The sequence below is a fragment of the Pseudomonas lurida genome (assembly GCF_013522705.1).
Taxonomy (GTDB): domain Bacteria; phylum Pseudomonadota; class Gammaproteobacteria; order Pseudomonadales; family Pseudomonadaceae; genus Aquipseudomonas; species Aquipseudomonas quebecensis.
Map to the genome: position 1 here is coordinate 296,000 of NZ_JAAMRE010000002.1, position 24,842 is coordinate 320,841.

General features: G+C 61.6%; 29 protein-coding genes. 12 read left to right on the top strand and 17 right to left on the bottom strand.

Annotation, left to right across the window (positions count from 1 at the left end):
• Window positions 1-22: 22 nt before the first annotated feature.
• The gene (locus G7025_RS03030) at window positions 23-568 is read right to left on the bottom strand and encodes a twin-arginine translocation pathway signal protein (RefSeq protein WP_181076500.1); all 546 of its coding nucleotides are present in this window, start codon (window positions 566-568) and stop codon (window positions 23-25) included.
• Window positions 569-596: 28 nt separating this feature from the next.
• Window positions 597-2,024 carry a coniferyl aldehyde dehydrogenase gene (locus G7025_RS03035; RefSeq protein ID WP_181076501.1) on the bottom strand — a complete coding sequence of 476 codons (1,428 nt, stop codon included), beginning with the start codon at window positions 2,022-2,024 and terminating at the stop codon, window positions 597-599.
• A 146-nt stretch (window positions 2,025-2,170) separates the two neighbouring features.
• Here G7025_RS03035 and G7025_RS03040 point away from each other — a divergent pair, with 146 nt between their 5' ends.
• The gene (locus G7025_RS03040) at window positions 2,171-2,842 is read left to right on the top strand and encodes a TetR/AcrR family transcriptional regulator (RefSeq protein ID WP_181076502.1); all 672 of its coding nucleotides are present in this window, start codon (window positions 2,171-2,173) and stop codon (window positions 2,840-2,842) included.
• 30 nt (window positions 2,843-2,872) lie between these two features.
• Window positions 2,873-3,727 (top strand): sulfurtransferase, encoded by an 855-nt coding sequence (locus G7025_RS03045; RefSeq protein WP_181076503.1) that lies wholly within the window; start codon window positions 2,873-2,875, stop codon window positions 3,725-3,727.
• A 13-nt stretch (window positions 3,728-3,740) separates the two neighbouring features.
• Here the strand turns inward: G7025_RS03045 and G7025_RS03050 are convergent, their stop codons facing one another.
• The 4 genes from G7025_RS03050 to G7025_RS03065 are packed head-to-tail and all read right to left on the bottom strand — an operon-like array spanning window position 3,741 to window position 8,249.
• A complete protein-coding gene (locus G7025_RS03050) occupies window positions 3,741-4,736 on the bottom strand; it encodes a hydrolase (protein ID WP_181076504.1) in 996 nt (331 codons plus the stop codon).
• A 57-nt stretch (window positions 4,737-4,793) separates the two neighbouring features.
• Window positions 4,794-5,411 carry a 16S rRNA (guanine(966)-N(2))-methyltransferase RsmD gene (rsmD, locus tag G7025_RS03055; RefSeq protein ID WP_181076505.1) on the bottom strand — a complete coding sequence of 206 codons (618 nt, stop codon included), beginning with the start codon at window positions 5,409-5,411 and terminating at the stop codon, window positions 4,794-4,796.
• On the bottom strand, window positions 5,411-6,901 hold the full coding sequence (locus tag G7025_RS03060; protein ID WP_181076506.1) for a M16 family metallopeptidase: 1,491 nt from the start codon (window positions 6,899-6,901) through the stop codon (window positions 5,411-5,413). Before G7025_RS03060 ends, rsmD begins: the two co-directional genes overlap by 1 nt.
• Complete coding sequence (locus G7025_RS03065) at window positions 6,894-8,249, bottom strand: M16 family metallopeptidase (RefSeq protein ID WP_181076508.1); 1,356 nt, start codon at window positions 8,247-8,249, stop codon at window positions 6,894-6,896. Before G7025_RS03065 ends, G7025_RS03060 begins: the two co-directional genes overlap by 8 nt.
• A 232-nt stretch (window positions 8,250-8,481) precedes the next feature.
• Between G7025_RS03065 and ftsY the strand changes: the two genes are divergently transcribed.
• From ftsY to rpoH, 4 genes are all read left to right on the top strand, one after another.
• A complete protein-coding gene (gene ftsY / locus G7025_RS03070) occupies window positions 8,482-9,885 on the top strand; it encodes a signal recognition particle-docking protein FtsY (protein WP_181076509.1) in 1,404 nt (467 codons plus the stop codon).
• Entirely contained in the window at window positions 9,882-10,553 is a 672-nt protein-coding gene (ftsE, locus tag G7025_RS03075) for a cell division ATP-binding protein FtsE (RefSeq protein WP_003176700.1), read from the top strand. Before ftsY ends, ftsE begins: the two co-directional genes overlap by 4 nt.
• Window positions 10,550-11,572 (top strand): permease-like cell division protein FtsX, encoded by a 1,023-nt coding sequence (ftsX, locus tag G7025_RS03080; protein WP_181076511.1) that lies wholly within the window; start codon window positions 10,550-10,552, stop codon window positions 11,570-11,572. The genes ftsE and ftsX overlap by 4 nt, the downstream gene beginning before the upstream one ends.
• A 129-nt stretch (window positions 11,573-11,701) precedes the next feature.
• Complete coding sequence (gene rpoH, locus G7025_RS03085) at window positions 11,702-12,556, top strand: RNA polymerase sigma factor RpoH (RefSeq protein ID WP_005792286.1); 855 nt, start codon at window positions 11,702-11,704, stop codon at window positions 12,554-12,556.
• Between the two features lie 48 nt (window positions 12,557-12,604).
• Here the strand turns inward: rpoH and mtgA are convergent, their stop codons facing one another.
• Window positions 12,605-13,327, bottom strand: coding sequence for a monofunctional biosynthetic peptidoglycan transglycosylase (gene mtgA / locus G7025_RS03090; protein WP_181076513.1), 723 nt, complete (start codon window positions 13,325-13,327; stop codon window positions 12,605-12,607).
• 73 nt (window positions 13,328-13,400) lie between these two features.
• Between mtgA and G7025_RS03095 the strand changes: the two genes are divergently transcribed.
• The 4 genes from G7025_RS03095 to trmB all read left to right on the top strand — a co-directional run bounded on the left by G7025_RS03095 (window position 13,401) and on the right by trmB (window position 15,635).
• On the top strand, window positions 13,401-13,781 hold the full coding sequence (locus tag G7025_RS03095; RefSeq protein WP_181076515.1) for a DUF423 domain-containing protein: 381 nt from the start codon (window positions 13,401-13,403) through the stop codon (window positions 13,779-13,781).
• Window positions 13,782-13,852: 71 nt separating this feature from the next.
• Window positions 13,853-14,053 carry a sulfur carrier protein ThiS gene (gene thiS / locus G7025_RS03100; protein ID WP_181076516.1) on the top strand — a complete coding sequence of 67 codons (201 nt, stop codon included), beginning with the start codon at window positions 13,853-13,855 and terminating at the stop codon, window positions 14,051-14,053.
• Window positions 14,054-14,105: 52 nt separating this feature from the next.
• Complete coding sequence (locus G7025_RS03105; protein WP_034101284.1) at window positions 14,106-14,900, top strand: thiazole synthase; 795 nt, start codon at window positions 14,106-14,108, stop codon at window positions 14,898-14,900.
• 9 nt (window positions 14,901-14,909) lie between these two features.
• Window positions 14,910-15,635: a tRNA (guanosine(46)-N7)-methyltransferase TrmB gene (gene trmB, locus G7025_RS03110; RefSeq protein ID WP_181076518.1), complete on the top strand. Its 726-nt coding sequence runs from the start codon at window positions 14,910-14,912 to the stop codon at window positions 15,633-15,635.
• Window positions 15,636-15,714: 79 nt separating this feature from the next.
• Here trmB and G7025_RS03115 read toward each other — a convergent pair whose 3' ends face one another.
• The 9 genes from G7025_RS03115 to G7025_RS03155 all read right to left on the bottom strand — a co-directional run bounded on the left by G7025_RS03115 (window position 15,715) and on the right by G7025_RS03155 (window position 22,362).
• Complete coding sequence (locus G7025_RS03115; protein WP_122716594.1) at window positions 15,715-16,038, bottom strand: DUF3392 domain-containing protein; 324 nt, start codon at window positions 16,036-16,038, stop codon at window positions 15,715-15,717.
• A 17-nt stretch (window positions 16,039-16,055) separates the two neighbouring features.
• A complete protein-coding gene (gene hemW / locus G7025_RS03120) occupies window positions 16,056-17,195 on the bottom strand; it encodes a radical SAM family heme chaperone HemW (protein WP_219855162.1) in 1,140 nt (379 codons plus the stop codon).
• Window positions 17,196-17,254: 59 nt separating this feature from the next.
• A complete protein-coding gene (gene rdgB / locus G7025_RS03125) occupies window positions 17,255-17,851 on the bottom strand; it encodes an RdgB/HAM1 family non-canonical purine NTP pyrophosphatase (protein WP_105521096.1) in 597 nt (198 codons plus the stop codon).
• A complete protein-coding gene (locus G7025_RS03130) occupies window positions 17,848-18,282 on the bottom strand; it encodes a DUF4426 domain-containing protein (protein ID WP_181076521.1) in 435 nt (144 codons plus the stop codon). Before G7025_RS03130 ends, rdgB begins: the two co-directional genes overlap by 4 nt.
• A 21-nt stretch (window positions 18,283-18,303) precedes the next feature.
• Window positions 18,304-18,924 (bottom strand): methionine biosynthesis protein MetW, encoded by a 621-nt coding sequence (gene metW / locus G7025_RS03135; RefSeq protein ID WP_181076522.1) that lies wholly within the window; start codon window positions 18,922-18,924, stop codon window positions 18,304-18,306.
• 7 nt (window positions 18,925-18,931) lie between these two features.
• Window positions 18,932-20,071, bottom strand: coding sequence for a homoserine O-succinyltransferase MetX (metX, locus tag G7025_RS03140; protein WP_181076524.1), 1,140 nt, complete (start codon window positions 20,069-20,071; stop codon window positions 18,932-18,934).
• Window positions 20,072-20,211: 140 nt separating this feature from the next.
• Window positions 20,212-20,799 carry a YggT family protein gene (locus tag G7025_RS03145; RefSeq protein WP_181076526.1) on the bottom strand — a complete coding sequence of 196 codons (588 nt, stop codon included), beginning with the start codon at window positions 20,797-20,799 and terminating at the stop codon, window positions 20,212-20,214.
• Between the two features lie 24 nt (window positions 20,800-20,823).
• Window positions 20,824-21,642, bottom strand: coding sequence for a pyrroline-5-carboxylate reductase (gene proC, locus G7025_RS03150; protein WP_181076527.1), 819 nt, complete (start codon window positions 21,640-21,642; stop codon window positions 20,824-20,826).
• Between the two features lie 33 nt (window positions 21,643-21,675).
• The gene (locus tag G7025_RS03155) at window positions 21,676-22,362 is read right to left on the bottom strand and encodes a YggS family pyridoxal phosphate-dependent enzyme (RefSeq protein WP_181076529.1); all 687 of its coding nucleotides are present in this window, start codon (window positions 22,360-22,362) and stop codon (window positions 21,676-21,678) included.
• A 57-nt stretch (window positions 22,363-22,419) separates the two neighbouring features.
• Here G7025_RS03155 and G7025_RS03160 point away from each other — a divergent pair, with 57 nt between their 5' ends.
• Window positions 22,420-23,454: a type IV pilus twitching motility protein PilT gene (locus tag G7025_RS03160; RefSeq protein WP_181076531.1), complete on the top strand. Its 1,035-nt coding sequence runs from the start codon at window positions 22,420-22,422 to the stop codon at window positions 23,452-23,454.
• 61 nt (window positions 23,455-23,515) lie between these two features.
• Here G7025_RS03160 and G7025_RS03165 read toward each other — a convergent pair whose 3' ends face one another.
• Complete coding sequence (locus tag G7025_RS03165) at window positions 23,516-24,151, bottom strand: C40 family peptidase (RefSeq protein ID WP_181076532.1); 636 nt, start codon at window positions 24,149-24,151, stop codon at window positions 23,516-23,518.
• Between the two features lie 249 nt (window positions 24,152-24,400).
• Here G7025_RS03165 and G7025_RS03170 point away from each other — a divergent pair, with 249 nt between their 5' ends.
• Window positions 24,401-24,829, top strand: coding sequence for an NINE protein (locus G7025_RS03170; protein ID WP_219855145.1), 429 nt, complete (start codon window positions 24,401-24,403; stop codon window positions 24,827-24,829).
• Window positions 24,830-24,842: the final 13 nt, after the last annotated feature.

Consider the following 24,842-nt stretch of genomic DNA (forward strand, 5'->3'; position numbering starts at 1 on the left):
TTTTTATTGTGGGGGATGCGGTTCAGATCTTCGGCGGCCCGGGGTAGCCGCAATGGGCCCAGGACGCCGGCTGGAAGTACCAGGCCATGATCACCAGCTTGAGCAGCGAGCCCTGGCCCATGCGCAGCAGGTTCAGGTAACTGTTTTCCCAGCGATGCAGGAAATTGCGGATCTGCTCGGCACTGGCGTTCTCCCAACTGCCCCAGACACCGGTGAGCGGTCCACGGGTGAGGCCCATGCCGAGTACGTCGAACAATTGCTGGGTGAGCTTGAACATCTCCGGGGACAGGTGCTGCAGGCTGAAATCGAGTTTTTTCAGGGTGCCGTCGATGCCGCTGGCCACCTCCTGGGCGCTGGCCACGCCTTCCAGCACCACAGGGATTACCGCGCGCAAAAACGGCAAGTCGCTGCTGCGCAGCATGGCAAAGCCGCTGGCCGGGGTGCTGCTGGAGCAGCCGCTGAGGCTGGCGCCCAGCCCTGCGGTAGCCAGGAACGCGCTGGCACACAGGCCGATCTTCAAGACGCCGCGTCGTGACAGCGCGGGTGAATCGGTGAGGCTGGGGTTCATTGTTATTGTTATCCCGTAGGTGGCGGAATCAGCGGACGAACAGTTTCTGGATCAACTTCTGAATGGCTTTGCCGTAGGGCGGGTAGATCAGCTTCGTGGCGTTCAGGCGCTGTTTGACCAGCACCCCCTTGGCCTTGCTGAACGTCAGGAAACCCTCATGACCGTGGTAATGGCCCATGCCCGAGGGGCCGATGCCGCCGAAGGGCATATCGTCCTGGGCCACGTGCAGCAGGGTGTCGTTCAGGCATACGCCACCGGAATGGGTTTCGTGCAGCACGCGCTGCTGGTCGCCTTTGTTGTAGCCGAAGTAGTACAGCGCCAGGGGGCGAGGGCGCTGGTTGATGTAGGCAAAGGCCTGTTCGAGGCCGCGATACGGGATGATCGGCAGCACCGGGCCGAAGATTTCGTCCTGCATCACAGTCATGTCGTCGCTGACGTTGAGCAGCAGACTGTGAGGCATGCGCCGCGCCTGGCCCTGGTCGTACAGCGGAATCAGGGTGGCGCCCTTGTCGATGGCGTCTTTGACGTAGGCGTTGAGCCTGGCCAACTGTCGCTCATTAATGATGGCTGTGTAGTCCAGGTTGTCGGTCAGCGTGGGATAAAACCCGCGAATGGCGTTGCTGTAAGCCTCGACAAACCCCTCGATGCGGTCTTCTGGTACCAGCACGTAGTCCGGCGCGACGCAGGTCTGCCCGGCGTTCAAGGCTTTGCCGAAGGCGATGCGCTCGGCGGCGTCCTTGAGCGGTACATCTGCGGAAACGATGGCCGGCGACTTGCCGCCCAGTTCCAGGGTTACCGGGGTGAGGTGTTCCGCCGCCGCGCGCATCACATGCTTGCCGATACTGGTGGCGCCGGTGAACAGCAAGTGATCGAAGCGCAGCCGGGAGAACGCGATGCCCATATCGGCCTCGCCGAGCACCACGCACACCAGGTCTTCAGGGAAGATTTTCGCCAGCAGCGTCTTGAGCAATTGCCCGGTAGCGGGAGTGGACTCACTGAGTTTGAGCATCACCCGGTTACCCGCCGCCAACGCTCCGACCAGCGGGCCGATGGCCAGGTACAGCGGGTAGTTCCACGGCACGATCACACCGACGACCCCCAGTGGCTGGTAAATAACGCTGGCTGAGGCCGGTTGGAAGGCAATGCCTACGGTGCGTCGGGATGGTTTCATCCAGCGCTTGAGGTGTCTGCTGGCGTAGTGAATGCCATGCAGGCTGGGCATCAATTCAGCGAAGAGGGTTTCGTCGGCGCTGCGGTGGCTGAAGTCCTGGCTGATGGCGTCGATCAGGGCCTGGCGTTCGTTGCTGAGCACATTCCGCAGGGCCTTGAGCCATTGCTGGCGTTGCGCGGCCGGCGGCATCGGGTTTGCGGCGTAGGCATGCCGTTGGGCGTCAAACAGCGCCTGGAGTTGATCCAGCGCCTGGGTATCCTGCAGGTAAGCAACGTTGGCGGACATGGCGCAGTACCGATTGTTATTGGTCTGCGTGGATTTTTAGAGTCATTACTCTAAATTGTCAAATAACATTGCAGCAACATGATGGATTTATCCAGGCCGAGATAGCCCGTAAGATGCCCCATCCCGTGTACAGAAGCTGATCCCCTATGGCACCACGAGTAAAGACCAGCGAGCGCATTGTGCAAACCAGCCTGGAGCTTTTTAACCAGCAGGGCGAACGCAGTGTCAGCACCAACCATATCGCCGCCCATATGGAAATTTCGCCGGGCAACCTGTACTACCACTTCCCCAACAAGCAGGCGATCATCGCCGTGCTGTTTCGCGAATACGAAGCGCTGGTGGACAGCTTCCTGCGTCCGCCCCAAGGGCGCGCCATGCAGGTGGAGGACAAGCGCTTCTACCTGCAGGCCGTGCTGGCCGGCATGTGGCGCTATCGTTTCCTGCACCGGGACCTGGAACACCTGCTGGAAAGCGACCCGGAGCTGGCTACTGGCTATCGGCGTTTTTCCCAGCGCTGCCTGATCCAGGGCGGTGCTATCTATCAGGGCTTTGTCGATGCCGGCATCCTCAACATGGACCCGGTGCAAACCGAAGCCCTGACCCTCAATGCCTGGATCATCCTCACCTCCTGGGTGCGGTTTTTGTGCACTACCAATGAAAACTCTGCCCACCTGAGCGCCGAAGCGATCAAACGCGGGGTGTATCAGGTGCTGGTGCTGGAGGCGGGTTTTGTCACGCCCCAGGCGAAAGAGGCGGTAGACGCGCTGTTCAAGGAGTTTTACGTGCCGTTGAATCAGGCACTGGAAGACGTGAAGTAGGCCCTTTCTCTAATGCTACAGGAGTCCGCCATGCCGCTTGCCCAACTGATCAGTCCCCAGCAATTGGCCGAGCGCCGCAAGGCCGAAGGTCTAGTGATCCTCGATTGCCGCTTTGCCCTGGAAGACCCGGACTACGGGTGCTCCAGTTATGAAGAAGGTCACATTGAGGGGGCGCAATATGCCGATCTGGATCGTCACCTCAGTGGTCCGGTGGTAAAAGGCGTGACCGGCCGCCACCCTTTACCGGCGGCGGACACCTTCGCCAAGCAACTGCGGGCCTGGGGCATCAGTGCGGATACCGATGTCGTGCTATATGACGACGGCCCGGGCGCCTATGCTGCGCGGGCATGGTGGCTGCTCGCCTGGCTGGGCAAGCGCGACGGCGTGTTCATTCTGGATGGCGGCCTCAAGGCTTGGCACAGCGCCGGTTTCCCATTGAGCCTGGATGTTCCGGTAAACGAAGCGGGGAGCTTTGTCGGCCAGCCGGACAATCATCTGCTGCTGGACGCCGAACACCTGCAAAAACGCTTGGGTCAGCCGGGAATGACCTTGATCGATGCTCGCGCACGCGCGCGTTTTCGCGGCGACGTTGAGCCCATCGACCCGATTGCCGGGCATATTCCCGGCGCGCAGTGCGCGGCATTCAATGAAAACCTCGGCAGCGACGGGCGCTTTTTGCCGGCTGAACAACTCAAGCAACGCTTCGCCGCACAGTTGCAGGGGCGTTCGCCGGAAGAACTGGTGGCCTATTGCGGTTCGGGGGTGACGGCGTGCCACAACCTGTTCGCCCTGAGCCTGGCGGGTTATCCCCTGGGTAAGTTGTATGCGGGGTCGTGGAGCGAGTGGATCACCGATTCGAAGCGGGCGATTGCTACGGGCGACTGACCTTCCACCCGTTTTAGCCGTGTTGTGCCAATAACCATTGGGGGATGCGACGTTCCAGGTAGTAGCCGGGCCGTTTCAGTGAGCCATCGACAAAGCCCACATGGCCACCCTTGGTCGTGAGCTCAAACTCGGTGCAATCCGACAGCTCGCTGGCCTGCGGCAGGCTATGGGCAAACACGAACGGGTCGTCGGCGGCCTGGATAATCAGGGTGGGGGTGCGGATGCCGCCCAGATAGTAACGACTCGACGCGCGGCGGTAATAATCCTCGGCACTCAGAAAACCGTGTAGCGGCGCGGTGACCCGGCCGTCGAAGTCCCAGAACGTGCGCATCTTCTCCAGCGAGCCGAGGGCCTCCAGGGTTTTCAGTGCCTCCACCTGGCCGTCCTGTAGGAAGCGGCGTTGCTTGACGCGGATATACGCCAGCATCTCGCGCATGAAGTGCTTTTGATACACCTGCGAAAACCCCAACCCGATGCGATCGGCGCACTGATCCAGGCGAAAGGGTACCGACACTGCCGCTGCGCCTTGCAACCCGGACATTTCCCCCGTTTCCCCCAAGTGCTTGAGCAGCACATTGCCGCCCAGCGAGTAACCCACCGCGTACAAGGGCGCCAACGGTCGCTTGGCGCGCAGGTGCGCAATGGTCGCTGCGAGGTCTTCGCTGGCGCCGGAGTGATAGCTGCGCGCCAACAGGTTCGGCTCGCCGGAACAGCCCCGCCAGTTCAGCGCGACGCTGGCCCAGCCCTGGCCGGCGAGGACTTTCTGCAAGCCTGCGACATAGGGAGAATTGGACGAGCCGGTCAGCCCATGCAGCACCAGCACCAGCGGCACGTGTGCGTCGTGGGGGCCATGCCAGTCGAGGTCGAGAAAGTCGCCGTCGTCCAGCCACAAGCGCTCGCGTTGGCGCTCAATGTGGGTTGTGGGGCGCAACAGCGGCCCCCACAGGGTTTGCAGGTGAGGGTTGCCGAGGCCGAAGGCGGGGGTAAACAGGTCGGAGGACGGTGTCATGAAACTCTCAGTCTGTGGCGAGCCTGCCCGCCACAAGAATACGCGTGCTGAAAAGCATTAAGCGCCGCTTTCGACCAACCGGTGCCACAACGCGTAATACACCCGCCCGGATTTTTGCTCCCGGTGCAGGCGCCACGCGCCCGGCAGGCCCAGGGTAGAAGGTGCGGTTTCGCTTTCGGTGTAGATCCACGCATCGGCAGCCAGCCATTGGCGTTCTTCCAGCAGCGCACACACGGTGGGCAACAGGTTCTGGTTGAACGGCGGGTCGAGGAACACCACGTCGTACTCGCTGGCAGGCTGGGTTTCCAGGTAGCGCAGGGCGTCGGCGGTCTGCACCTGGCCGTTGGTGCAACGCAGGGTGCCCAGATGTTCCTTGAGGCTGGACACCGCGACGTTGCTGGCATCCAGCGCCTGGGCCTGGGCAGCGCCACGGGACAGCGCCTCCAGGAACAGCGCGCCACTGCCGGCGAACGGGTCCAGCACCCTGGCCCCGCCGATGTAGGGCGCGAGCCAGTTGAACAGGGTTTCGCGCACACGATCCGGCGTGGGGCGCAGGCCTACCACGTCGGGGAAGCTCAGCTTGCGGCTGCCCCATTCACCGCCAATGATGCGCAGTTGGCCCACACCGTTATGCACGTTGTGGACAGGTTTTTTCGGGCGAGATGAACTGGCCATTAATGCTCCGGGACGCCGAGCGGCTGCTCGGCGGGTTTATCAGTAGGGGGCGGTAGTGGCTTCTGCGCAATCGTTGGGCCGGCGGTCACGATGACCATCTTGTCGGCGCTCAAGTGTTTGTTCAACGCAGCCTTGACCTGCTCTACGGTCAGGGCCTGGGATTGTTTCATGAAATCTTCGAGATAGCTCAGCGGCAGGTTGTAGAAACCCATGGCGCCCAGCTGGCCGACGATATCGGCGTTGCTCGCCGTCGACAGCGGGAAGCTGCCGGCCAGCTCACGCTTGGCGTCATCCAATTCCTTCTGGGTCGGGCCGGTCTTGAGGTAATCGGCCAGCACTTGCTCCACCAGTCGCAGGGTGCCGCCGCTCATTTCGGCGCGGGTTTGTAAGTTGATCATGAACGGGCCGCGCACCTGCATGGGCGAGAAACCGGAGTACACACCATAGGTCAGGCCGCGTTTCTCGCGCACTTCGCTCATCAAGCGCGTGCCGAACCCACCGCCGCCGAGGATCTGGTTGCCCAGGGACAAGGCTGCGTAGTCCGGGTCGGCGCGGTCGATGCCCAGTTGGGCGAACAGCAGGTGAGTCTGCTTGGAAGGGAACTCGATATGACTCAGACCGGCCTTGGGCTCGGTGGGCTGGGCGATTTTCGGCAGGGCAGGGCCCTTGGGCAGCGAGGCGGACACCTTGGCGGTCATGGCCTCGGCTTCGGCGCGGCTCAAGTCACCCACCACCGCAATCACTGCGTTACCTGCGGCATAAGCCTTGGCATGGAAGGCCTGCAATTGTGCGAGGGTAATCTTCGGCACGCTTTCAGGCGTGCCTTCGCTGGAATGCGCATAAGGGTGATCGCCATACAGGCGCTTGAACAACTCAAGGCTCGCCAGTTTGGCGGGGTTCTGCTTCTGGTATTCGAAGCCGGCCAGGATCTGGTTCTTGATGCGCGCCAGGGAATCGGCCGGGAAGGTCGGTTGGCCGATCACCTGGTCGAACAGCGCCAGGGCGGCGTCGCGCTTGGCGCTGTCGCTGAGGCTGCGCAGGGACACCAATGCCATGTCGCGGTAGGCACCGTTGCCGAAGTCGGCGCCCAGGCCTTCAAAGCCGCTGGCGATCTGGCTGACGTCCTTGCCCGGCACGCCTTCGTTGAGCATGGCGTTGGTCATCAACGCCAGACCGGGTACATCGCCGTCCTGGCTGCTGCCGGCGGCGAACAGGATGCGCATGTCGAACATGGGCAGTTCGTGGGCTTCGACGAACAGCACCTTGGCGCCTTCCGCGGTGGTCCAGGTCTGCACATCCAGCTTGCGATTGGTCGGCGCCTTGCCGTCCAGTTCCGCCAGGGACTGCAGCGTGTTGGCCGATTGAGCCTGATCCAGCGCCTGGCTGGCCACGGACTCGCCGGGGCGCAGGAAGTACACGGCGCTTGCGGCGATCAAGGTGACGGCGATCAGGCCAGGCAGGATCAGGCGGCTGTTTTTGCGATCACTCATGAGCGGTCTCCTCGGGCAGAACATGGGCGACGCTCAAACGTTCGCGGGTGAAGTAAGTGCGGGCGGCCTTCTGGATATCATCCGGGGTCACGCTTTGCAGGTCGGCGAGTTCGCTGTCCATGAGTTTCCACGACAGCCCCACGGTCTCCAGGGAGCCGATGGCGGTGGCCTGGCTGGTGATGGAGTCCCGCTGATAGACCAGGCCGGCGATGACCTGGGCACGGATGCGCTCCAGTTCTTCAGCGGTCGGCGGCTTGGCTTTCAACTCGTCCAGAAGGCGCCACAGGCCGGCTTCGGCTTGGGCGATGGTCTTTTTCTTCTGCTGGTTCGGCGTGGCCGAGAGGGTGAACAGGGTGTCGCCACGGGTATAGGCGTCGTAGTTGGTGGAGGCGGCGGATACCAGCTCTTCGCCGCGCTCCAATTGTTCGGAAATACGCGCGCTATAGCCGCCATCCAGCAGGGCCGAGATCAGGCGCAGGGCCTGCACCGAACGCTTGTCCTCGGCAGTGGCGAGGCCCGGGACGTTGAAGCCCAGGATCACGCTGGGCAATTGAGTCTGCACGCGCATTGTCAGCAGGCGCTCGCCCGGTTCGGCCAGTTCCATCGGGATCTTGGCCGGTGGCACGTCACGCTTGGGGATCGGGCCGAAGTAGCGCTGGGCCAGGTTCTTGACCTCGTCCGGGGTCACGTCGCCGACCACCACCAACGTGGCGTTGTTGGGCACGTACCAGGACTGGTACCAGTGGCGCAGCTCCTCGACCTTCATGCGTTCCAGGTCCGCCATCCAGCCGATGGTCGGCGTGTGATAGCCGCTGGCCGGGAAAGCCATGGCCTTGAAGCGTTCGAAGGCCTTGGACATCGGGTTGTCATCGGTGCGCAGGCGGCGCTCTTCCTTGATCACCTCGATCTCGCGGCTGAACTCGTCGGCCGGCAGGCGCAGGCTGGCCATGCGGTCGGCTTCCAGCTCGAAGGCCACACCCAGGCGGTCGCGGGCCAGTACTTGGTAGTAGGCGGTGTAGTCGTCGCTGGTGAACGCATTTTCTTCGGCGCCCAGGTCGCGCAGGATCAGCGAGGCTTCGCCTGGCCCGACCTTGGCGCTGCCCTTGAACATCATGTGTTCCAGGGCATGGGATAAACCGGTCTGGCCCGGGGTTTCATAGCTTGAGCCGACCTTGTACCAGACCTGGGAAACCACTACCGGCGCGCGATGGTCTTCGCGCACGACCACCTTGAGGCCGTTGTCGAGGGTGAATTCATGGGTGGGTTGTGGATCGGCAGCCAAAGCTGAAAGAGGCAGACAAACTGTGCTGAACAGCAGGCCTGCGGCGCGGCGGGCGAGAGCATTCATTCGTTTTTTAACCTGTTGGGCTGCCCGCTTGGTCTTAGCGTCGGCGGGCGAGGAGGTGCTAGGATACTGATCCGATTCAGGGACGGCCACAGCGGCTGTCTTGTTGAGGCCCTATTTAGGCCTTACAAAATGTTGCGCATGAACGAGCTGGCTAAAAAACAGTCTGTTACGCATCGAATTTTATTTACCGGCACGCCCCTAGGCGCGTCGCTACCTTGAGATAGCCGTCTCCATGTTTGGTTCCAACGACGACAAGAAGACCCCAGCCGCGGCTGGCGAGAAAAAAGGCCTGTTCGGATGGCTGCGCAAAAAGCCGCAGGAAACCGTCGTCGAACAGCCGCAGGTTCAACCTGAGCCGATCCCCGAACCCGTTATAGAAGCCGAACCGGCGGCCGAAGCGCCGGCACCGGTGGTATTGCCCCTGGTGGAACCCGTATTGCAGCCGGTCGTCGAAGCGCCGCCTGAGCCTGAGCCGGAGCACAAGCCATGGCCGCCGTTGCCGGTGGCCGAGGAACCGGTGGCGCTGGTCGATGATGTGCAGGCTGAGCACCTCGTGCCGCCGATTCCGCCGGTTGTCGAACCTGAGCCGCAGCCGGCGGCAGTCGAGCCGACGCCTGCTCCGGTAGTTGTGCCTGCGCCGGCCGAGCCTGCGCCGGTGCTGGAGGCCGCGCCTGCGGTCATCGCTGCGCAACCGGCCGAAATCAGCAAGACCGGCTTCTTCGCCCGCCTCAAGCAAGGCCTGAGCAAGACCAGCGCCAGTATCGGCGAAGGCATGGCCAGCCTGTTCCTGGGCCGCAAGACCATCGATGACGAACTGCTCGAAGACATCGAAACCCGTCTGCTGACCGCCGACGTCGGCGTCGAAGCCACCGCGGTAATCATCCAGAGCCTTACCCAGAAGGTCGCCCGCAAGCAACTGACCGACGCCGATGCCCTCTACAAATCGCTGCAGGCCGAGCTGGCCGCGATGCTCAAGCCGGTCGAAGCGCCGCTGGTGATCACCCCGAACAAGCCATTTGTGATTCTGGTGGTGGGCGTCAACGGCGCCGGCAAGACCACCACCATTGGCAAACTGGCCAAAAAGCTGCAGCTTGAGGGTAAGAAAGTCATGCTCGCCGCCGGCGATACCTTCCGTGCCGCTGCCGTGGAGCAGTTGCAGGTCTGGGGTGAGCGCAACAAGATCCCGGTCATCGCCCAGCACACCGGCGCCGATTCCGCCTCGGTGATTTTCGACGCCGTGCAGGCGGCCAAGGCCCGTAACATCGATGTGCTGATCGCCGATACCGCCGGTCGCCTGCACACCAAAGACAATTTGATGGAAGAGCTGAAAAAAGTGCGCCGTGTGATCGGCAAGCTCGACGCCGACGCGCCCCACGAGGTGCTGTTGGTGCTGGACGCCGGTACGGGCCAGAACGCTATCAGCCAGGCCAAGCAGTTCAACCAGACAGTGCAGTTGACCGGCCTGGCCTTGACCAAACTCGACGGCACGGCAAAGGGCGGTGTGATCTTCGCCCTGGCTAAACAGTTTGGGTTGCCGATTCGCTATATCGGTGTCGGTGAGGGTATCGACGACTTGCGCACCTTTGAAGCCGAACCCTTTGTCCAGGCACTGTTTGCCGAGCGGGAGCGTTCATGATTCGATTCGAACAGGTCGGTAAACGCTATGCCAACGGGCATGTCGGCTTGCATGAGCTGAGCTTTCGAGTGCGTCGCGGCGAGTTCCTGTTTGTCACCGGCCATTCGGGCGCGGGCAAAAGTACCTTGCTGCGCCTGCTGCTGGCCATGGAGCGCCCGACCACCGGCAAACTGCTGCTGGCCGGCCAGGACCTGGCCACCATCAGCAATGCGCAGATTCCGTTTCTGCGCCGCCAGATCGGCGTGGTGTTCCAGAACCACCAGTTGCTGTTCGATCGCACGGTGTTCAATAACGTCGCGCTGCCGCTGCAGATTCTCGGGTTGTCCAAGGCTGAGATCATCAAGCGCGTGGATTCGGCCCTGGAGCGTGTAGCGCTGTCGGACAAGACCGACCTCTACCCCGGCGACCTGTCCACCGGCCAGCAGCAGCGCGTCGGTATCGCCCGCGCTATCGTCCACCGCCCGGCCCTGCTGCTGGCGGACGAACCCACCGGCAACCTCGACCCGCGTCTGGCGGCGGAGATCATGGGCGTGTTCGAAGACATCAACCGCCTGGGCACCAGTGTGCTGATCGCCAGTCACGACCTGGCGCTGATCGCACGCATGCGCCATCGCATGCTTACTTTGCAACGCGGCCGCCTGATCGGCGACGGGGAGGCGGGCGTATGAGTGCCACACGCAGCCCCAAGGTTTCCGAGCGCGTGGCGCCAAAACCGGCCGACCCGCAACCGAAAAAGAAAAAACACAACGATGACGACGGCCCGGACTTCAGCACCCTGCTGCGCGCCTGGATCGAAAGTCATCGCGCCAGCCTGGTCGACAGCCTGCGCCGCCTGGGCAAGCAGCCGATCGGTAGCTTTTTTACCTGCCTGGTAATGGCCGTGGCCTTGAGCCTGCCGATGGGCTTGTCGCTGTTGCTCAATAATGTGGAGCGCCTGGGCGGCTCCTGGCAACGTGCGGCGCAGATTTCGCTGTACCTGAACCTGGATGCCAGCCCACAGCAGGGCGAAGCGTTGCGCGACGACATCAAGAACATGCCGGGCGTGGCGGATGCCGAGTACGTCAGCCGTGACCAGGCCCTTGAGGAGTTCCAGCAACAATCCGGCCTGGGCGAGGCGCTCAAGGAGCTGCCGCAGAACCCATTGCCCGGCGTGGTGCTGGTAACGCCGAACGAAGTGGACAAGGCCGCCCTCGAAGCCCTGCGACAAAAACTCGCAGAGCTGCCGAAGGTGCAACAAGCGCAACTTGATCTAGTCTGGGTAGAGCGCCTGGCGGCGATCCTCAAACTGGGTGACCGGTTTGTGTTCGGTTTGACGGTGTTGCTGGTGTCTGCATTACTTTTGGTGATAGGTAATACCATTCGTCTTCATATTGAAAACCGTCGCACCGAGATAGAAGTGATTAAACTGGTCGGCGGCACGGACAGCTATGTGCGTCGGCCGTTTCTGTACATGGGTGCGCTTTATGGCTTCGGTGCGGGGATTTTGTCCTGGGGTGTCCTGGCGTTTGGCCTGAATTGGCTGAACGACGCGGTGGTCGGGCTGGCCGGGCTCTACGGCAGCGATTTCGCCCTGGCGGGCGTGCCGGTTGCCGATGGCCTGTCACTCTTGCTCGGCGCGGTATTGTTGGGGTATATCGGTGCCTGGATTGCGGTCGCACGGCATTTACGTGAGCTGGCACCGAAGTAGTTAATGTCAGATTAATGTGGTTTCGTTTGTATTGACCGTATCAGTGGTTTAGGGAACTTGTCCTACGGTTCCCGGTCAATTTTCGCAGTGCTGAACTGCACGAGTTATGTGAGTCGGAGGTTTTTTCGTATGACCACTTCTTTGCAACCTGCTTATGCCTTGGTGCCGGGTGCGAACCTGGAAGCCTATGTGCACACGGTCAACAGCATTCCATTGCTGACGCCCGAGCAGGAGCGTGAACTGGCCGAGAGTCTCTACTATGAGCAGGATTTGGGGGCGGCTCGGCAGATGGTGCTCGCCCACCTGCGTTTTGTCGTACATATCGCCCGTAGCTATAGCGGCTACGGCCTGGCCCAGGCTGACCTGATTCAGGAAGGCAACGTGGGCCTGATGAAGGCGGTCAAGCGCTTCAACCCTGAAATGGGCGTGCGCCTGGTGTCGTTTGCCGTGCACTGGATCAAGGCGGAAATTCACGAGTTCATCCTGCGCAACTGGCGCATCGTGAAAGTCGCGACCACCAAGGCCCAGCGCAAGTTGTTCTTCAACCTGCGCAGCCAGAAAAAGCGCCTGGCGTGGCTGAACAACGAAGAAGTCCACCGCGTGGCCGAAAGCCTCGGTGTGGAGCCGCGCGAAGTGCGCGAAATGGAAAGCCGTCTGACCGGTCATGACATGGCGTTCGACCCGGCCGCTGAAGCGGACGACGACAGCGCTTTCCAATCGCCCGCCAACTACCTGGAAGACCACCGGTACGACCCGGCGCGTCAACTGGAAGACGCGGACTGGAGCGATAACTCCAATCACAACCTGCACGAAGCGCTGGAAGTGCTGGACGAACGCAGCCGCGACATCCTCTACCAGCGTTGGCTGGCGGAAGAAAAAGCCACGTTGCACGACCTGGCACAGAAGTACAACGTGTCGGCCGAGCGGATTCGTCAGCTTGAAAAGAGCGCGATGAACAAGCTGAAGCTGTCCATCGCCGCTTAACAATGTGGGAGGGGGCAAGCCCCCTCCCATATTTGTTTCTGTGTTGTGTCAGTCGGACCAGGGGGCTTTGCGGGCGTTGTTCAGCTCCATCAGGTAACCATCACCGCCCAGCTGGCTCATCTGTTGTCGAATCCACGCCGCCCGCCGCGCCACGTACGCTGTTGGGTGACTGGCACTCCACACGCGAGGGTTGGGCAACACTGCCGCCAGATAGCTGGCCTGCTGCCGTGATAAGCCCTTGGCGCTCACCCCAAAGTGATGTCGCGCCGCCGCTTCTGCGCCAAACACGCCCTCATCCCATTCCACGCTGTTGAGGTAAACCTCAAGAATGCGCTGCTTGGGCCACAACACCTCGATCAACGCGGTGAACCAAGCCTCCAGGCCTTTGCGCAAATAACTGCGGCCGGCCCACAGGAACAGGTTCTTGGACACCTGCTGGCTCAACGTACTGGCGCCGCGTATCGAACCGCCGCGCTCGTTATGCGCCAATGCCGCCTGGATCGCACCGAAATCGAAACCCCAATGCTGCGGGAAGCGTTGATCTTCACCGGCCATCACCGCGACTTTGAGGTCATCGGAAATCTCGTCCCAGGGCACCCAGGTGCGCTGCAGGTCGATGGGTTCGCCGTCGAACCATGACTCGACCTTGCGCTCCACCATCAGCGCGGTGAACGGCGGCGGGACGACACGAAACAGCAGCACCAGCAACACACTGCCGATGGCGAACCATTTCACGACTTTGAGTAAACGACTGAAGAGGACACGCAGCATAGAGATGGCTTGGCCGAACCCGTTGAGCGGGCCATTATACAGACCCTGCCCGATGAGTCTGACTGGAGTTCCCATGCTGCGTAGCTTTCTGATGCTGGCCGCCTTTTTTGGCTTTACGGGCGTTGCCCTTGGCGCCTTCGCCGCCCATGGCCTGAAAAACCGCCTGAGCGCCGACTACCTGGCGATCTTTCACACCGGCGTGACCTACCAATTGGTGCACACCCTGGCGCTGTTGGGCGTCGCGCTGCTGGCCGCCCACATCCCCGGCCGGCTGGTGACCTGGGCCGGCGTGTCGTTTGTGGTCGGGATCGTGCTGTTCTCCGGCAGCCTGTATGCGCTGACCCTGACCGGTGTCAGCAAGCTGGGCATCATCACACCCTTCGGCGGCCTGGCCTTCCTGCTCGGCTGGTTCTTCCTGGGCCTTGCTGCCTGGCGCATGCAGCTGACCGCTTGACGCTTGGAGCTGACCTTCAGGTCCCAATCGAGCTAGAATGCGGGCCCCTAAAAACGATGGCGGCCCGTGGCATGCGCATTCAGTTGAACGGCGAACCCTTTGAACTGCCCGACGGTGAAACCGTTGCGGCCCTGCTGACCCGTCTGGACCTGACCGGGCGTCGCGTCGCGGTGGAACTCAACCAGGACATCGTTCCGCGAAGCCAGCATGAAGGTACCGCGTTGAGCGACGGTGACCAGGTCGAAGTGGTCCACGCCATCGGCGGCGGCTAGTCGCGTAGCTTTCTGAATTCTGCAGAACCTCACCCCATTACGAGGATTTCCCATGAGCATCGTTCGTAACGACAAGCCCTTCGTCCTGGCCGGCCGTACCTACCAGTCCCGTCTGCTGGTCGGCACCGGCAAGTACCGCGACATGGAAGAAACACGCCTGGCCATCGAAGCCTCGGGTGCCGAAATCGTGACCTTCGCCGTACGTCGCACCAACCTCGGCCAGATCGAGGGCGAGCCGAACCTGCTCGAAGTGCTGTCGCCGGACCGCTACACCTTTTTGCCGAACACCGCCGGTTGCTACGACGCCGTCGAAGCCGTGCGCACCTGTCGCCTGGCCCGTGAGCTGCTCGACGGTCATAACCTGGTCAAGCTGGAAGTGCTGGCCGACCAGAAAACCCTGTTCCCCAACGTGATCGAAACCCTCAAGGCCGCCGAAACCCTGGTCAAGGAAGGCTTCGACGTGATGGTCTACACCAGCGATGACCCGATCATCGCGCGCCAATTGGCCGAAATCGGCTGCATCGCGGTGATGCCGCTGGCCGGCCTGATCGGTTCAGGCCTGGGGATCTGCAATCCCTACAACCTGCAGATCATCCTCGAAGAAGCCACGATCCCGGTATTGGTGGACGCGGGCGTGGGCACCGCCTCCGACGCGACCATTGCCATGGAACTGGGCTGCGACGCGGTGCTGATGAACTCGGCCATCGCCCATGCCCAGCAACCGATCATGATGGCCGAAGCCATGAACCACGCCATCGTCGCGGGCCGCCTGGCCTACCTCGCCGGGCGCATGCCGAAAAAACTCTACGCCAGCGCCTCTTCGCCGCTGGATGGTCTGATCAAGTAAGAGCCATTGATGACTGAATCAAACGAAACGCCGAACACCCAGGAAGCAGGCGACGAGTCCAAGCACCGCCGCATCAAAAGTTTTGTGATGCGCGCCGGCCGCATGACCGAAGGCCAGCAAAAGGGCCTGGAACAAGGTACGCCGTTGTTCGTGCTGCCCCTGGCCGACGCGCCGGTGGACTACGACCAGGTGTTCGGCCGTTCGGCCCCGCGCTCCCTGGAGATCGGCTTCGGTATGGGCCACTCCCTGCTGGAAATGGCAGCGGCTGCGCCGGAACAGGATTTCATCGGTGTGGAAGTGCATCGTCCAGGTGTCGGCGCGCTGCTCAACGGCGTGCTGACCCAGGGCCTGACCAACCTGCGGGTGTACGACTGCGACGCGATCGAAGTACTTAACCGCTGCATCGCCGACAACAGTCTGGACCGCTTGATGCTGTTCTTCCCCGACCCTTGGCACAAAGCCCGCCACCATAAGCGCCGCATCGTCCAGGCGTCCTTTGCCGAACTGGTGCGCAGCAAGCTTAAGGTGGGCGGCATCCTGCACATGGCCACCGACTGGGAACCCTATGCCGAATACATGCTGGAAGTGATGAACGTCGCCCCCGGCTACCGCAACCTGGCCGAAGACGGCAAATGCGTACCGCGCCCGGCGGAGCGTCCAATCACCAAGTTTGAACGCCGTGGTGAGCGGCTGGGGCATGGGGTGTGGGATTTGAAGTTCGAGAAGCTGGCATAACTCGCCACTGGCTTGAAATGCAATCCAATGTGGGAGGGGGCTTGCCCCCTCCCACAGTTGTTTTGTGTTGGATTTAAGATCAGCGGCGGTCGGCGACGACCCCAATCAACACCAGCACCACCACCAGCACCGGTGCCAGGCTGTAGTTGTTGAACTGGCTCAACCCGCGCACGATCCACGGTGTGGCGTAGATCAAGGCGGCGCCGCTGCCGATCATGCAGACCAGGGCCATCAAAGGCACGCGCAAGGCGCCGGCGATGCTGCCCAGGCGGGCTTCGATCCAGCCCTTGATGTCGGCACCGAACAGCACCAGCAAGCAGCCGACGAGGGCCAGGGAGATTTCCGACAGGTTGCTGCGGCTCCAGCGGGATACGGTGGCGAGCAGGTCGAGTACCAAATCCATTCGAATTCCTTAGAGCGTCAGCTCAAAAACTTCTGCAACAGGTCATTGAGAAAGAGTTGCCCGCGGTCGGTGGCCGCCAGGCGTGACGGTTCGACCTGCATTAAGCCGCTTTGTTCTGCCTCCCTGCGCGCTTCGTCGAGGCTTGCCAGGGCCAGACCGGTGCGCTCGGCGTAGAGCCTGGCATCAACGCCGTCGGTAAGCCGCAGGGCATTCATCAGAAACTCGAATGGCAGTTCTTCGTTGGTCAGTTCCTTCGCGCCGGCCTGGAAGCTTTTGGCCGGGTTCAGATAGTCCTTGGGCGCGCGGGTTTTCCACGTGCGCACAATACGCCCGTCCGGATGACTGAGTTTGCCGTGGGCACCGGCGCCGATACCGATAAAGTCGCCGAAGCTCCAGTAGTTCAGGTTATGCCGTGCCGGTCGGCCCGGCTGCGCATAGGCCGAGACTTCATATTGTGCGTAACCGTGCTCGGCCAGCAGCGCCTGGCCCGCTTCCTGGATATCCCACAGCGTGTCGTCTTCCGGCAGCGCCGGCGGCTGGTTCCAGAACACGGTGTTGGGTTCCAGGGTCAACTGGTACCAGGACAAATGCGTGGGCTTGAGCGCGATGGCCTGGCGCAGATCGCTCAACGCGTCGTCCAGGGACTGATCGGGCAAGCCGTGCATAAGGTCGAGGTTGAAGTTATCGAACCCGGCCTGGCGCGCCATCCCGGCGGCGCGTACGGCCTCGTCGCCGTTGTGAATGCGGCCCAGGGCTTCGAGTTTTGCTTGCTGGAAGCTCTGGATGCCGATGGACAGCCGGTTGATTCCCAGCTTACGGTAAGCGACGAACTTCTCTTGCTCGAAAGTGCCGGGGTTGGCTTCCAGGGTAATTTCGATGTCGCCGGCAAACGGGATGCGTGCTTCCACGCCTTTGAGCAGTCGCCCCAACGCCGCAGCGCTGAACAGGCTGGGCGTGCCGCCGCCGAAGAAGATCGAACTCAGTTCACGCCCATATACCGCGTGCAGATCTTGATCGAGGTCAGCCAGCAAGGCGTCGACGTATTCTTCTTCCGGCAGCACCTTGCTGGCGGTGTGGGAGTTGAAGTCGCAGTACGGGCATTTGCGCACGCACCACGGAATATGGATATACAGCGCCAGGGGCGGCAGCACAGGCATGGCCGCCCGAGGTGTTTGCACGCCGCCGTGAATCAGCGGCTGCGCAGAGGTGTTCTGGGTCATTTCAGGCTCAGGCGTTGGCGCAGCAAATCCATTGCGCGAGCACGGTGGCTGATCTGGTTCTTGTCGGCCGGGCTCAGCTCGGCACTGGACACATTACGCTCCGGCACCCAGAACAGCGGGTCATAGCCAAACCCATGCTCGCCGCTGGCCGCATGCAGGATGCGCCCGTGCCACAGGCCTTCACAGAGGATCGGCAGCGGGTCGTCGGCGTGTCGCACCAGCGCCAGTACGCAGACGAACTGCGCGCCGCGCTCGGCATCCGGTACGTCCTTGAGGGCTTCGAGCAGCTTGGCGTTGTTGGCCGCGTCGCCCTTGCCATCGGCATAGCGTGCCGAGTAGATCCCCGGCGCACCGCCAAGGAAGTCCACCGCCAGGCCCGAGTCGTCCGCCAGTGCCGGCAGACCGGAAATACGCGCGGCATTGCGCGCCTTGAGGATGGCGTTTTCGACGAACGACAGGCCGGTCTCTTCCGGCTCCACCTGGCTGAACTCGCCGATGGAGCGCAGTTGCACGGAGTCACCGAGCATGGCCTGCAGTTCTTTGAGTTTGCCGGCGTTATGGCTGGCCAGTACCAGTTGAGTCAGGTTCATCATTCGGCCGGAAACAGTTCTTGGTTGAATTGGAAGCTATGCGCTTTGCCGCCGGTTTCAACATTGATGGTAAAGGTCTTGTATTCGCGCTGGGTCACGGAGTACGGCGCGAGGTAGCTGATCCCGTTTTTCTCATCGATTTGCTTGAACGTCAGGATCTCGCTTTTGCCACCCAGGTCCTTGATGGTACCGGTCACCTGAGCCGCGCCCGGCGTCACTCCCTTGATCACGGTCACATTGATCAGCCCTTTTTCCTTGCTGCGCACCACGCCGATTTTCTGCGCGGTCTCCGGGGGCAGGAAGCTGGACGTGAATGTGTTGTAGTGAACGGTGATATCGCCGAAGTCCTTCTTGCGATTTGCGTCGATAGCGTCCGCGGCCATGGCGCTGGCGCCCAGGCAGGCGGTCAATAGAAATACAGCCAGGCGGCTCATGAGCGTCCCTCTTGAAAATGATTAGACGGCAATCTTGTGGTCGGCCAGACCGGGGCTGCTGACCCGGTAGATACCAATTTCGCCCAACAGGTTGGGCCATAGTTTACTCGCCCAGCCGTGACGGTGCTGTTGGTCGACGGCGAGGCGGTTGATCACCTTGGCTTCACGCTCACCACACAGGGCTTCGAAGTCTTCGAAGGTGCAAAAGTGGATGTTCGGCGTGTTGTACCAGGTATAGGGCAGGAAATCCGATACTGGCATACGGCCCTTGGTGGCCAGGTACCAGCGGCAGCGCCAGTGCCCGAAATTGGGGAAGGTGATGATGCACTGGCGGCCTACGCGCAGCATTTCGTCGAGGATGCGGTCCGGATAGTGCACCGCCTGCAGGGCCTGGGTCATCACCACGATGTCGAAGCTGTTGCTGGCAAAGTTGCCGAGGCCCTTGTCCAGGTCCTGCTCGATCACGTTGATGCCCTTGGCCACGCACTGGGCGATGTTGTCCGCGTCGTTTTCCAGGCCGTAGCCGGTGACTTGCTTGTTGTCCCGCAGCCAGCTCAGCAGTTCGCCATCGCCGCAGCCCAGGTCGAGCACGCGGCTGCCGGCGGGGATCCAGTCTTGGATAATTTCCAGGTCGGCTCTCATGGCGTTCTCACACAGTTATGCGGTTCATATAGTTGCCGAAGGCCTGCAGGTAGCGCGGGATCGGAATCAGGAAGGCATCGTGGCCTTGCGGAGCATCGATCTCCAGGTAGCAGACGTCCTTGCGCGCGGCCATCAGGGCATCCACCAGCTCACGGGAGCGGGCCGGCGAGAAGCGCCAGTCGGTGGTAAATGACATCACACAGAACTTGGCCTTGGCGATCTCAAAGGTTTTCGCCAGGTCATCGTCGTGGTTGGCCGCCGGGTCGAAGTAGTCCAGGGCCTTGGTCATGAGCAGGTAGGTGTTGGCGTCAAAACGCCCGGAAAACTCCTCGCCCTGATAGCGCAGGTAGCTTTCCACCTGGAACTCGACGCTGTGGAAATCGTAGTTGAGCTTCTCGCTCTTGAGACCGCGGCCGAATTTCTCGCCCATGGAATCATCGGACAGGTAAGTGATGTGGCCGACCATGCGCGCCAGCATCAGGCCGCGCTTGGGAATCACGCCGGCTTCCTGAAACGAGCCGCCGTGGAACTCGGGGTCGGTGAGGATGGCCTGGCGCGCCACTTCGTTGAAGGCGATGTTCTGCGCCGATAATTTAGGCGCCGAAGCGATAGCCAGACAATGGCGCACCCGGTCCGGGTAGGTGATGGTCCATTGCAGCGCCTGCATGCCGCCCAGGCTGCCGCCGATCACCGCCGCCCACTGGTTGATACCCAGCCGATCGGCCAGGCGGGCCTGGCTGTGCACCCAGTCTTCCACGGTGAGCACCGGGAAATCGGCGCCGAACGGCTTGCCGGTTTCCGGGTTGAGGCTGCTGGGGCCGGTGGACCCGTTGCAGCCCCCGAGGTTGTTGAGGCTGACCACAAAGAACTTTCGCGTGTCGATGGGCTTACCGGGGCCGATGCAGCTGTCCCACCAGCCGGGCTTGCGCTCATCGACGCTGTGGAAACCTGCGGCATGATGATGGCCGGACAGGGCATGACAGATCAGCACGGCGTTGCTCGCCGTGGCATTCAATTGGCCATAGGTTTCGTAGATCAGGTCGTAGGCTGGCAGCGACCGACCACAGGCCAGGGCCAGCGGTTCGCTGAAGTGCGCCACTTGGGGTACGACCAGTCCAACAGAATCGGGGGGGAAGGCAGTTGGCATCGACCCTGCTCTCGTCTAAATGAGGCGTAAGTCTAAAGAGCGGGGACCCCAGCGGCAAGCAAAGGCCTGCACGGATGCAATTCAACGGTGCAGATACAAAAAGTGGGAGGGAGCAAGCTCCCTCCCACCTTTGATCCGGGTCAGATCAGGCCAAACAGCTCTTTAGGCATGAACGCGTAGAACGCCAGGCGCGGAATCACCCAGCTCTGCAGCAGCTGGATGGCGATAAACGCGAAGATCGGCGAAATATCCAGGCCGCCCAGGTTGGGAATCAGGCGACGGAACGGCGCCAGCACCGGTTCGGTGATCTGGTAGACCAGCTCGGCGCCCGGGCTGCGGCTGCCGGGGGCGACCCACGACAGGATCACGCTGATGATCATCGACCAGAAGATAATCTTCAGGAACAGCGAAAAGATGCCGATCAGCGCCCAAGGCAACAGCAGCACGGTGAAGGCCTGGTAGCCGTTGAGCGACAGCACGACCACAAACAGCAGGATCTGCAGCAGCAGGGCCAGTACCAGCGACGACATGTCCAGCCCGAACAGGCTCGGGATCACTCGGCGCAGTGGCTTGAGCAACGGCTGGGTGGCCTTGACCACGAACTGGCACAGCGGGTTGTAGAAGTTCGCCCGCACCAGTTGCAGGATAAAACGCATCAGCACGATCAGCAGATACAGGCTGCCGAGGGTCTGGATGATGAAGATCAGGGCGTCATTGAGTCCAAGCATCATGTATTCCTTCGTAGGAGACGATTATTTGCCCAGTTGCTCGGCCAGCTCGGCCGAACGGTGTGCCGCAGCACCCAGCGCTGTTTCCACCAGGGCTTCGAAGCCTCCGGCCTGGAACGATTCGATGGCGGCCTGGGTGGTGCCACCCGGCGAGGTCACGCGGCGGCGCAGCTCTGCGGCGTCTGCATCGCTGGACACCGCCATATGCGCGGCGCCCAGTGCGGTCTGCTCGGCCAGTTGTTCGGCAACGTCCTTGGGCAGGCCCAGTTTCACACCGGCGGCGGTCATGGCTTCGATCAGCAGGAAGAAGTACGCCGGGCCGCTGCCGGACACGGCGGTCACCGCATCCAGTTGCTGCTCCTGTTCCAGCCACAGGGCGATACCCACGGCGGACAGCAGCTCCTGCGCCTGGTCGCGTTGTTCGGCGCTCACCTGGGCGGTGGCGTACAAACCGCTCACGCCCTGGCGCACCAACGCCGGGGTGTTGGGCATGCAGCGCACGATCGGCTGCGCGCCCAGCCAGTTGTGCATGCTGGCGCAGGTGATGCCGGCGGCGATGGATACCACCAGTTGATGCGGCTGCAGATGGGCGCGCAGGCTTTCGCACACCGCTTTCATGGCCTGTGGCTTGACCGCCAGTACGACCACATCGACGCCCTGGATGGCCTCGGCGTTGTCGGCGAAGGTCTCGATGCCGTGTTCGGCACTGATGCGGGCTCGGGTGTCGGCGCCCGGGTCGCTGGCTCGGATCAGGGCCGGCTCCAGGCCCTTGGCCCGCAGGCCGCCGATCAGGCTGGCCGCCATGTTACCGGCGCCGATAAAGGCAATACGCGTGTTACTCATGACAGGTCCTTACTCAGAGAGAAGTCAGCCATTTCAAGGCTGGCCGTAGTCGCGGGCGCCAAACAGAGCGGTACCGATCCGCACCCAGGTAGCGCCTTGGGCGATGGCCGATTCAAGGTCGTGGCTCATGCCCATGGAAAGTGTGTCGAGCGCCAGGTTCAGGCTGGCCTGCAGGTCGCGTACCGTGGCAAACGCGGCGTCTTGCGCGGCACGATCGTCGGTCGGCTCCGGGATCGCCATTAAGCCGCGCAGCGACAGGCGCGGCAGGGCAATGATGGCGTTGGCCAGGGCCGGCAGGTCGGCGGGCGTACAGCCGGACTTGCTGGCTTCGCCGCTGACGTTGACCTGAATGCAAATATTCAACGGCGGCAGCTCGGCCGGGCGTTGCTCGGACAGGCGTTGTGCAATTTTCAAGCGGTCCACGGAATGCACCCAGGCGAAGTGCTCGGCGATCGCACGAGTCTTGTTCGATTGAATGGGGCCGATGAAGTGCCAACTCAAGGGCAGGTCGGTCAATTCGGCCTGTTTGCTCAAGGCTTCCTGCAGATAGTTTTCGCCAACGTCACGCAGGCCGGCGGCATAAGCTTCGCGCACGGCTTGCGCGGGTTTGGTCTTGCTCACGGCCAGCAGGTGGACGCTGTCGGGGTCACGTTGCGCGGCGGCGGCCGCGGCGCGGATGCGCTGGCTAACCAGGCCGAGGTTGTCTGCTATCGTCGACATTCAAGTTGCGCCCGTGGATATGGAGTCCGCGGCATTCTACTGGAAATGGAAAGCCCTATGGATATCGCTCAATTGCTGACGGTCAGCGTGCGCCGAGGCGCCTCCGACCTGCATCTCTCGGCAGGCCTGGTGCCAATGTTAAGGATCGATGGCGAGGTTTGGCCCCTGGATTGGCCCGTACTTTCAGCCCGGCAAGTTGCAGATTTGCTGAGCCCGTTGCTTAACGAGCACCAACAAAAGGATTTCGAAACGTCTCTTGAAACTGATTTTTCCTTCGAGCTGCCCGATGTGGCACGGTTCCGGGCTAACGTGTTCCAGCAGGATCGCGGCATGGGCGCAGTGTTTCGCACCATCCCGACGGAGGTCCTGAGTTTGGAGAGGCTGGGCCTGGGCGATGTATTCCAACGTATCGCCCGGTTACCGCGCGGCCTGGTGCTGGTGACCGGGCCTACCGGTTCAGGCAAGTCCACCACCCTGGCGGCGATGATCGACTACCTCAACCAGCACCGGCGCCAGCACATCCTCACGTTGGAAGACCCCATCGAATTTATCCACACGCCGAAAGTCGCCCTGATCAATCAACGCCAGGTGCACCGTGATACGCACAGTTTTTCGGTAGCGCTGCGCTCGGCATTGCGCGAAGACCCCGATGTAATCCTGGTCGGCGAGCTGCGCGACCTGGAAACCATCCGCCTGGCATTGACCGCAGCGGAGACCGGGCACCTGGTGTTCGGCACCTTGCACACCACCTCGGCGGCGAAAACCATAGATCGCCTGGTCGATGTGTTCCCCGCAGGCGAAAAGGCCATGGTGCGTTCGATGCTGTCGGAGTCGCTGCAAGCCGTGGTGTCCCAGGTGCTGGTGAAGAAGCTCGGCGTCGGGCGTGCGGCGGCCCATGAAATCATGCTGGGCACACCGGCAATTCGTAATCTGATCCGTGAAGACAAAGTGGCTCAGATGGTCTCGGCGATGCAGACGGGGGGCGCGCTGGGGATGAAGACACTGGATATGAGTTTGAAGGCGCTGGTCGCGCAGGGCGTGATCAGCCGGGAAGAGGCGCGGGAAAAGGCGAGGGTGCCTGGGGATATATAAGCAGGTCTAAATGTGGGAGGAGGTTGCCCCCTCCCACACTCGACCGCATTCGAGCTTCGGATCAGCGTTGTACTACCCGCATAGTGTTCTGCTCTTTCGGCAGAACCCGCTTGGCAATTACGTAGTTCTTGTCCCAGAACGGCTTTTTCAGCGTGTCGATGCTCACCGACTTGCCACGTCGTGGTGCGTGGATAAAACGGTCGTTGCCCAGGTAGATGGCAACATGGTTGACCTGGCGGCTCTTCAACTTGAAGAACAGCAGGTCGCCCGGTTTCAGGTCTTTGCGGTCAACCTTCAAACCGTGACCGGCAGCCATGGCGTTGGAGGTGCGTGGCAAATCCACCGCTTTTACATCGTTAAAGGCATATTTCACCAAGCCACTGCAGTCGAACCCTTTACTTGGGCTGCTGCCGCCCCAACGATAAGGCGTACCGAGCACATTCACCGCGCGGCTGAGCACGTTGCTGCTCTGCTTGGTGTTAACGGCCATCAGGCCCGGGGTCGCTTTACCGTGGGCCTTGCTCAGTTGAGTCGGACGGTTGACGGTCGGCTTGGAGGCTTTGGCGGTGCTCGGCGTGCTGTGGACTTTAGGGGTGAAACCGTTGACGTTTGGAAGTCGTTGCTCACGATTGGTGGCGTGGGCGGCCAGTGGCATTAATAGGCAAATGGTTAGCCATGTCTTGAAAAATGGTCGCATTAGGCGTGGCTCTTGTGGGTTTGCGCGCAACTTTATAACAGCTTTTGATGTCGTTCTCAGGCCGTTTGTCGACTGAACCTTGGGGTCAAATTCAGGAAAACGCGACAAATCGCCGCAATTGTCCTACACAAGGCAGGTGGCATAAGGCTTTCAGGGCAGGGAAGATACCACTCGCCGTACGTCGGGCGCCTGTAAAAAAGTCACAAAGAAAGTGAAAAAATTTATCTATCGAGGCAAAAGAGGTACGCGATGAACACCTATCAACAGATTGGCCCGCAGCAAGACACCCACAGCAAGGTGATCGGTTACCTGCTGTGGATTTTCGGTTTTACCGGCGCGCATCGCTTTTATTACGGTAAACCGGTCACCGGCACGATCTGGTTTTTTACCTTCGGCTTGCTGGGTATCGGTTGGCTGATCGACCTGTTCCTGATCCCGGCCATGGACCGCCAGGCAGACCTGCGCTTTACCGCCGGGCCCATCGAATACAACCTGGCATGGATTCTGTTGACGTTCCTAGGGGTGTTCGGCGTGCACCGCATGTATCAGGGCAAATGGATCACCGGGCTGATTTACCTGCTGACCGGCGGCTTGTTTCTGGTGGGAGTGCTGTATGACTTTCTGACGTTGAACACTCAGATTTCCATCCGCAATGCCGAGCGCAATAACGGGCGTTGATATCTCTGGCTGA

What these genes read in the sequence shown, in the direction of transcription:
- G7025_RS03035 (WP_181076501.1), bottom strand. Translation starts at nt 2,024, where the DNA reads ATGTCCGCCAACGTTGCTTACCTGCAGGATACCCAGGCGCTGGATCAA.
- G7025_RS03095 (WP_181076515.1), top strand. Translation starts at nt 13,401, where the DNA reads ATGCTGCGTAGCTTTCTGATGCTGGCCGCCTTTTTTGGCTTTACGGGC.
- G7025_RS03155 (WP_181076529.1), bottom strand. Translation starts at nt 22,362, where the DNA reads ATGTCGACGATAGCAGACAACCTCGGCCTGGTTAGCCAGCGCATCCGC.
- trmB (WP_181076518.1), top strand. Translation starts at nt 14,910, where the DNA reads ATGACTGAATCAAACGAAACGCCGAACACCCAGGAAGCAGGCGACGAG.
- metX (WP_181076524.1), bottom strand. Translation starts at nt 20,071, where the DNA reads ATGCCAACTGCCTTCCCCCCCGATTCTGTTGGACTGGTCGTACCCCAA.
- G7025_RS03160 (WP_181076531.1), top strand. Translation starts at nt 22,420, where the DNA reads ATGGATATCGCTCAATTGCTGACGGTCAGCGTGCGCCGAGGCGCCTCC.
- proC (WP_181076527.1), bottom strand. Translation starts at nt 21,642, where the DNA reads ATGAGTAACACGCGTATTGCCTTTATCGGCGCCGGTAACATGGCGGCC.
- G7025_RS03165 (WP_181076532.1), bottom strand. Translation starts at nt 24,151, where the DNA reads ATGCGACCATTTTTCAAGACATGGCTAACCATTTGCCTATTAATGCCA.
- G7025_RS03045 (WP_181076503.1), top strand. Translation starts at nt 2,873, where the DNA reads ATGCCGCTTGCCCAACTGATCAGTCCCCAGCAATTGGCCGAGCGCCGC.
- rdgB (WP_105521096.1), bottom strand. Translation starts at nt 17,851, where the DNA reads ATGATGAACCTGACTCAACTGGTACTGGCCAGCCATAACGCCGGCAAA.
- hemW (WP_219855162.1), bottom strand. Translation starts at nt 17,195, where the DNA reads ATGCCTGTGCTGCCGCCCCTGGCGCTGTATATCCATATTCCGTGGTGC.
- metW (WP_181076522.1), bottom strand. Translation starts at nt 18,924, where the DNA reads ATGAGAGCCGACCTGGAAATTATCCAAGACTGGATCCCCGCCGGCAGC.
- rpoH (WP_005792286.1), top strand. Translation starts at nt 11,702, where the DNA reads ATGACCACTTCTTTGCAACCTGCTTATGCCTTGGTGCCGGGTGCGAAC.
- G7025_RS03030 (WP_181076500.1), bottom strand. Translation starts at nt 568, where the DNA reads ATGAACCCCAGCCTCACCGATTCACCCGCGCTGTCACGACGCGGCGTC.
- G7025_RS03040 (WP_181076502.1), top strand. Translation starts at nt 2,171, where the DNA reads ATGGCACCACGAGTAAAGACCAGCGAGCGCATTGTGCAAACCAGCCTG.
- G7025_RS03060 (WP_181076506.1), bottom strand. Translation starts at nt 6,901, where the DNA reads ATGAGTGATCGCAAAAACAGCCGCCTGATCCTGCCTGGCCTGATCGCC.
- ftsX (WP_181076511.1), top strand. Translation starts at nt 10,550, where the DNA reads ATGAGTGCCACACGCAGCCCCAAGGTTTCCGAGCGCGTGGCGCCAAAA.
- G7025_RS03065 (WP_181076508.1), bottom strand. Translation starts at nt 8,249, where the DNA reads ATGAATGCTCTCGCCCGCCGCGCCGCAGGCCTGCTGTTCAGCACAGTT.
- G7025_RS03050 (WP_181076504.1), bottom strand. Translation starts at nt 4,736, where the DNA reads ATGACACCGTCCTCCGACCTGTTTACCCCCGCCTTCGGCCTCGGCAAC.
- mtgA (WP_181076513.1), bottom strand. Translation starts at nt 13,327, where the DNA reads ATGCTGCGTGTCCTCTTCAGTCGTTTACTCAAAGTCGTGAAATGGTTC.
- thiS (WP_181076516.1), top strand. Translation starts at nt 13,853, where the DNA reads ATGCGCATTCAGTTGAACGGCGAACCCTTTGAACTGCCCGACGGTGAA.
- rsmD (WP_181076505.1), bottom strand. Translation starts at nt 5,411, where the DNA reads ATGGCCAGTTCATCTCGCCCGAAAAAACCTGTCCACAACGTGCATAAC.
- G7025_RS03145 (WP_181076526.1), bottom strand. Translation starts at nt 20,799, where the DNA reads ATGCTTGGACTCAATGACGCCCTGATCTTCATCATCCAGACCCTCGGC.
- G7025_RS03130 (WP_181076521.1), bottom strand. Translation starts at nt 18,282, where the DNA reads ATGAGCCGCCTGGCTGTATTTCTATTGACCGCCTGCCTGGGCGCCAGC.
- G7025_RS03170 (WP_219855145.1), top strand. Translation starts at nt 24,401, where the DNA reads ATGAACACCTATCAACAGATTGGCCCGCAGCAAGACACCCACAGCAAG.
- G7025_RS03115 (WP_122716594.1), bottom strand. Translation starts at nt 16,038, where the DNA reads ATGGATTTGGTACTCGACCTGCTCGCCACCGTATCCCGCTGGAGCCGC.
- ftsY (WP_181076509.1), top strand. Translation starts at nt 8,482, where the DNA reads ATGTTTGGTTCCAACGACGACAAGAAGACCCCAGCCGCGGCTGGCGAG.
- ftsE (WP_003176700.1), top strand. Translation starts at nt 9,882, where the DNA reads ATGATTCGATTCGAACAGGTCGGTAAACGCTATGCCAACGGGCATGTC.
- G7025_RS03105 (WP_034101284.1), top strand. Translation starts at nt 14,106, where the DNA reads ATGAGCATCGTTCGTAACGACAAGCCCTTCGTCCTGGCCGGCCGTACC.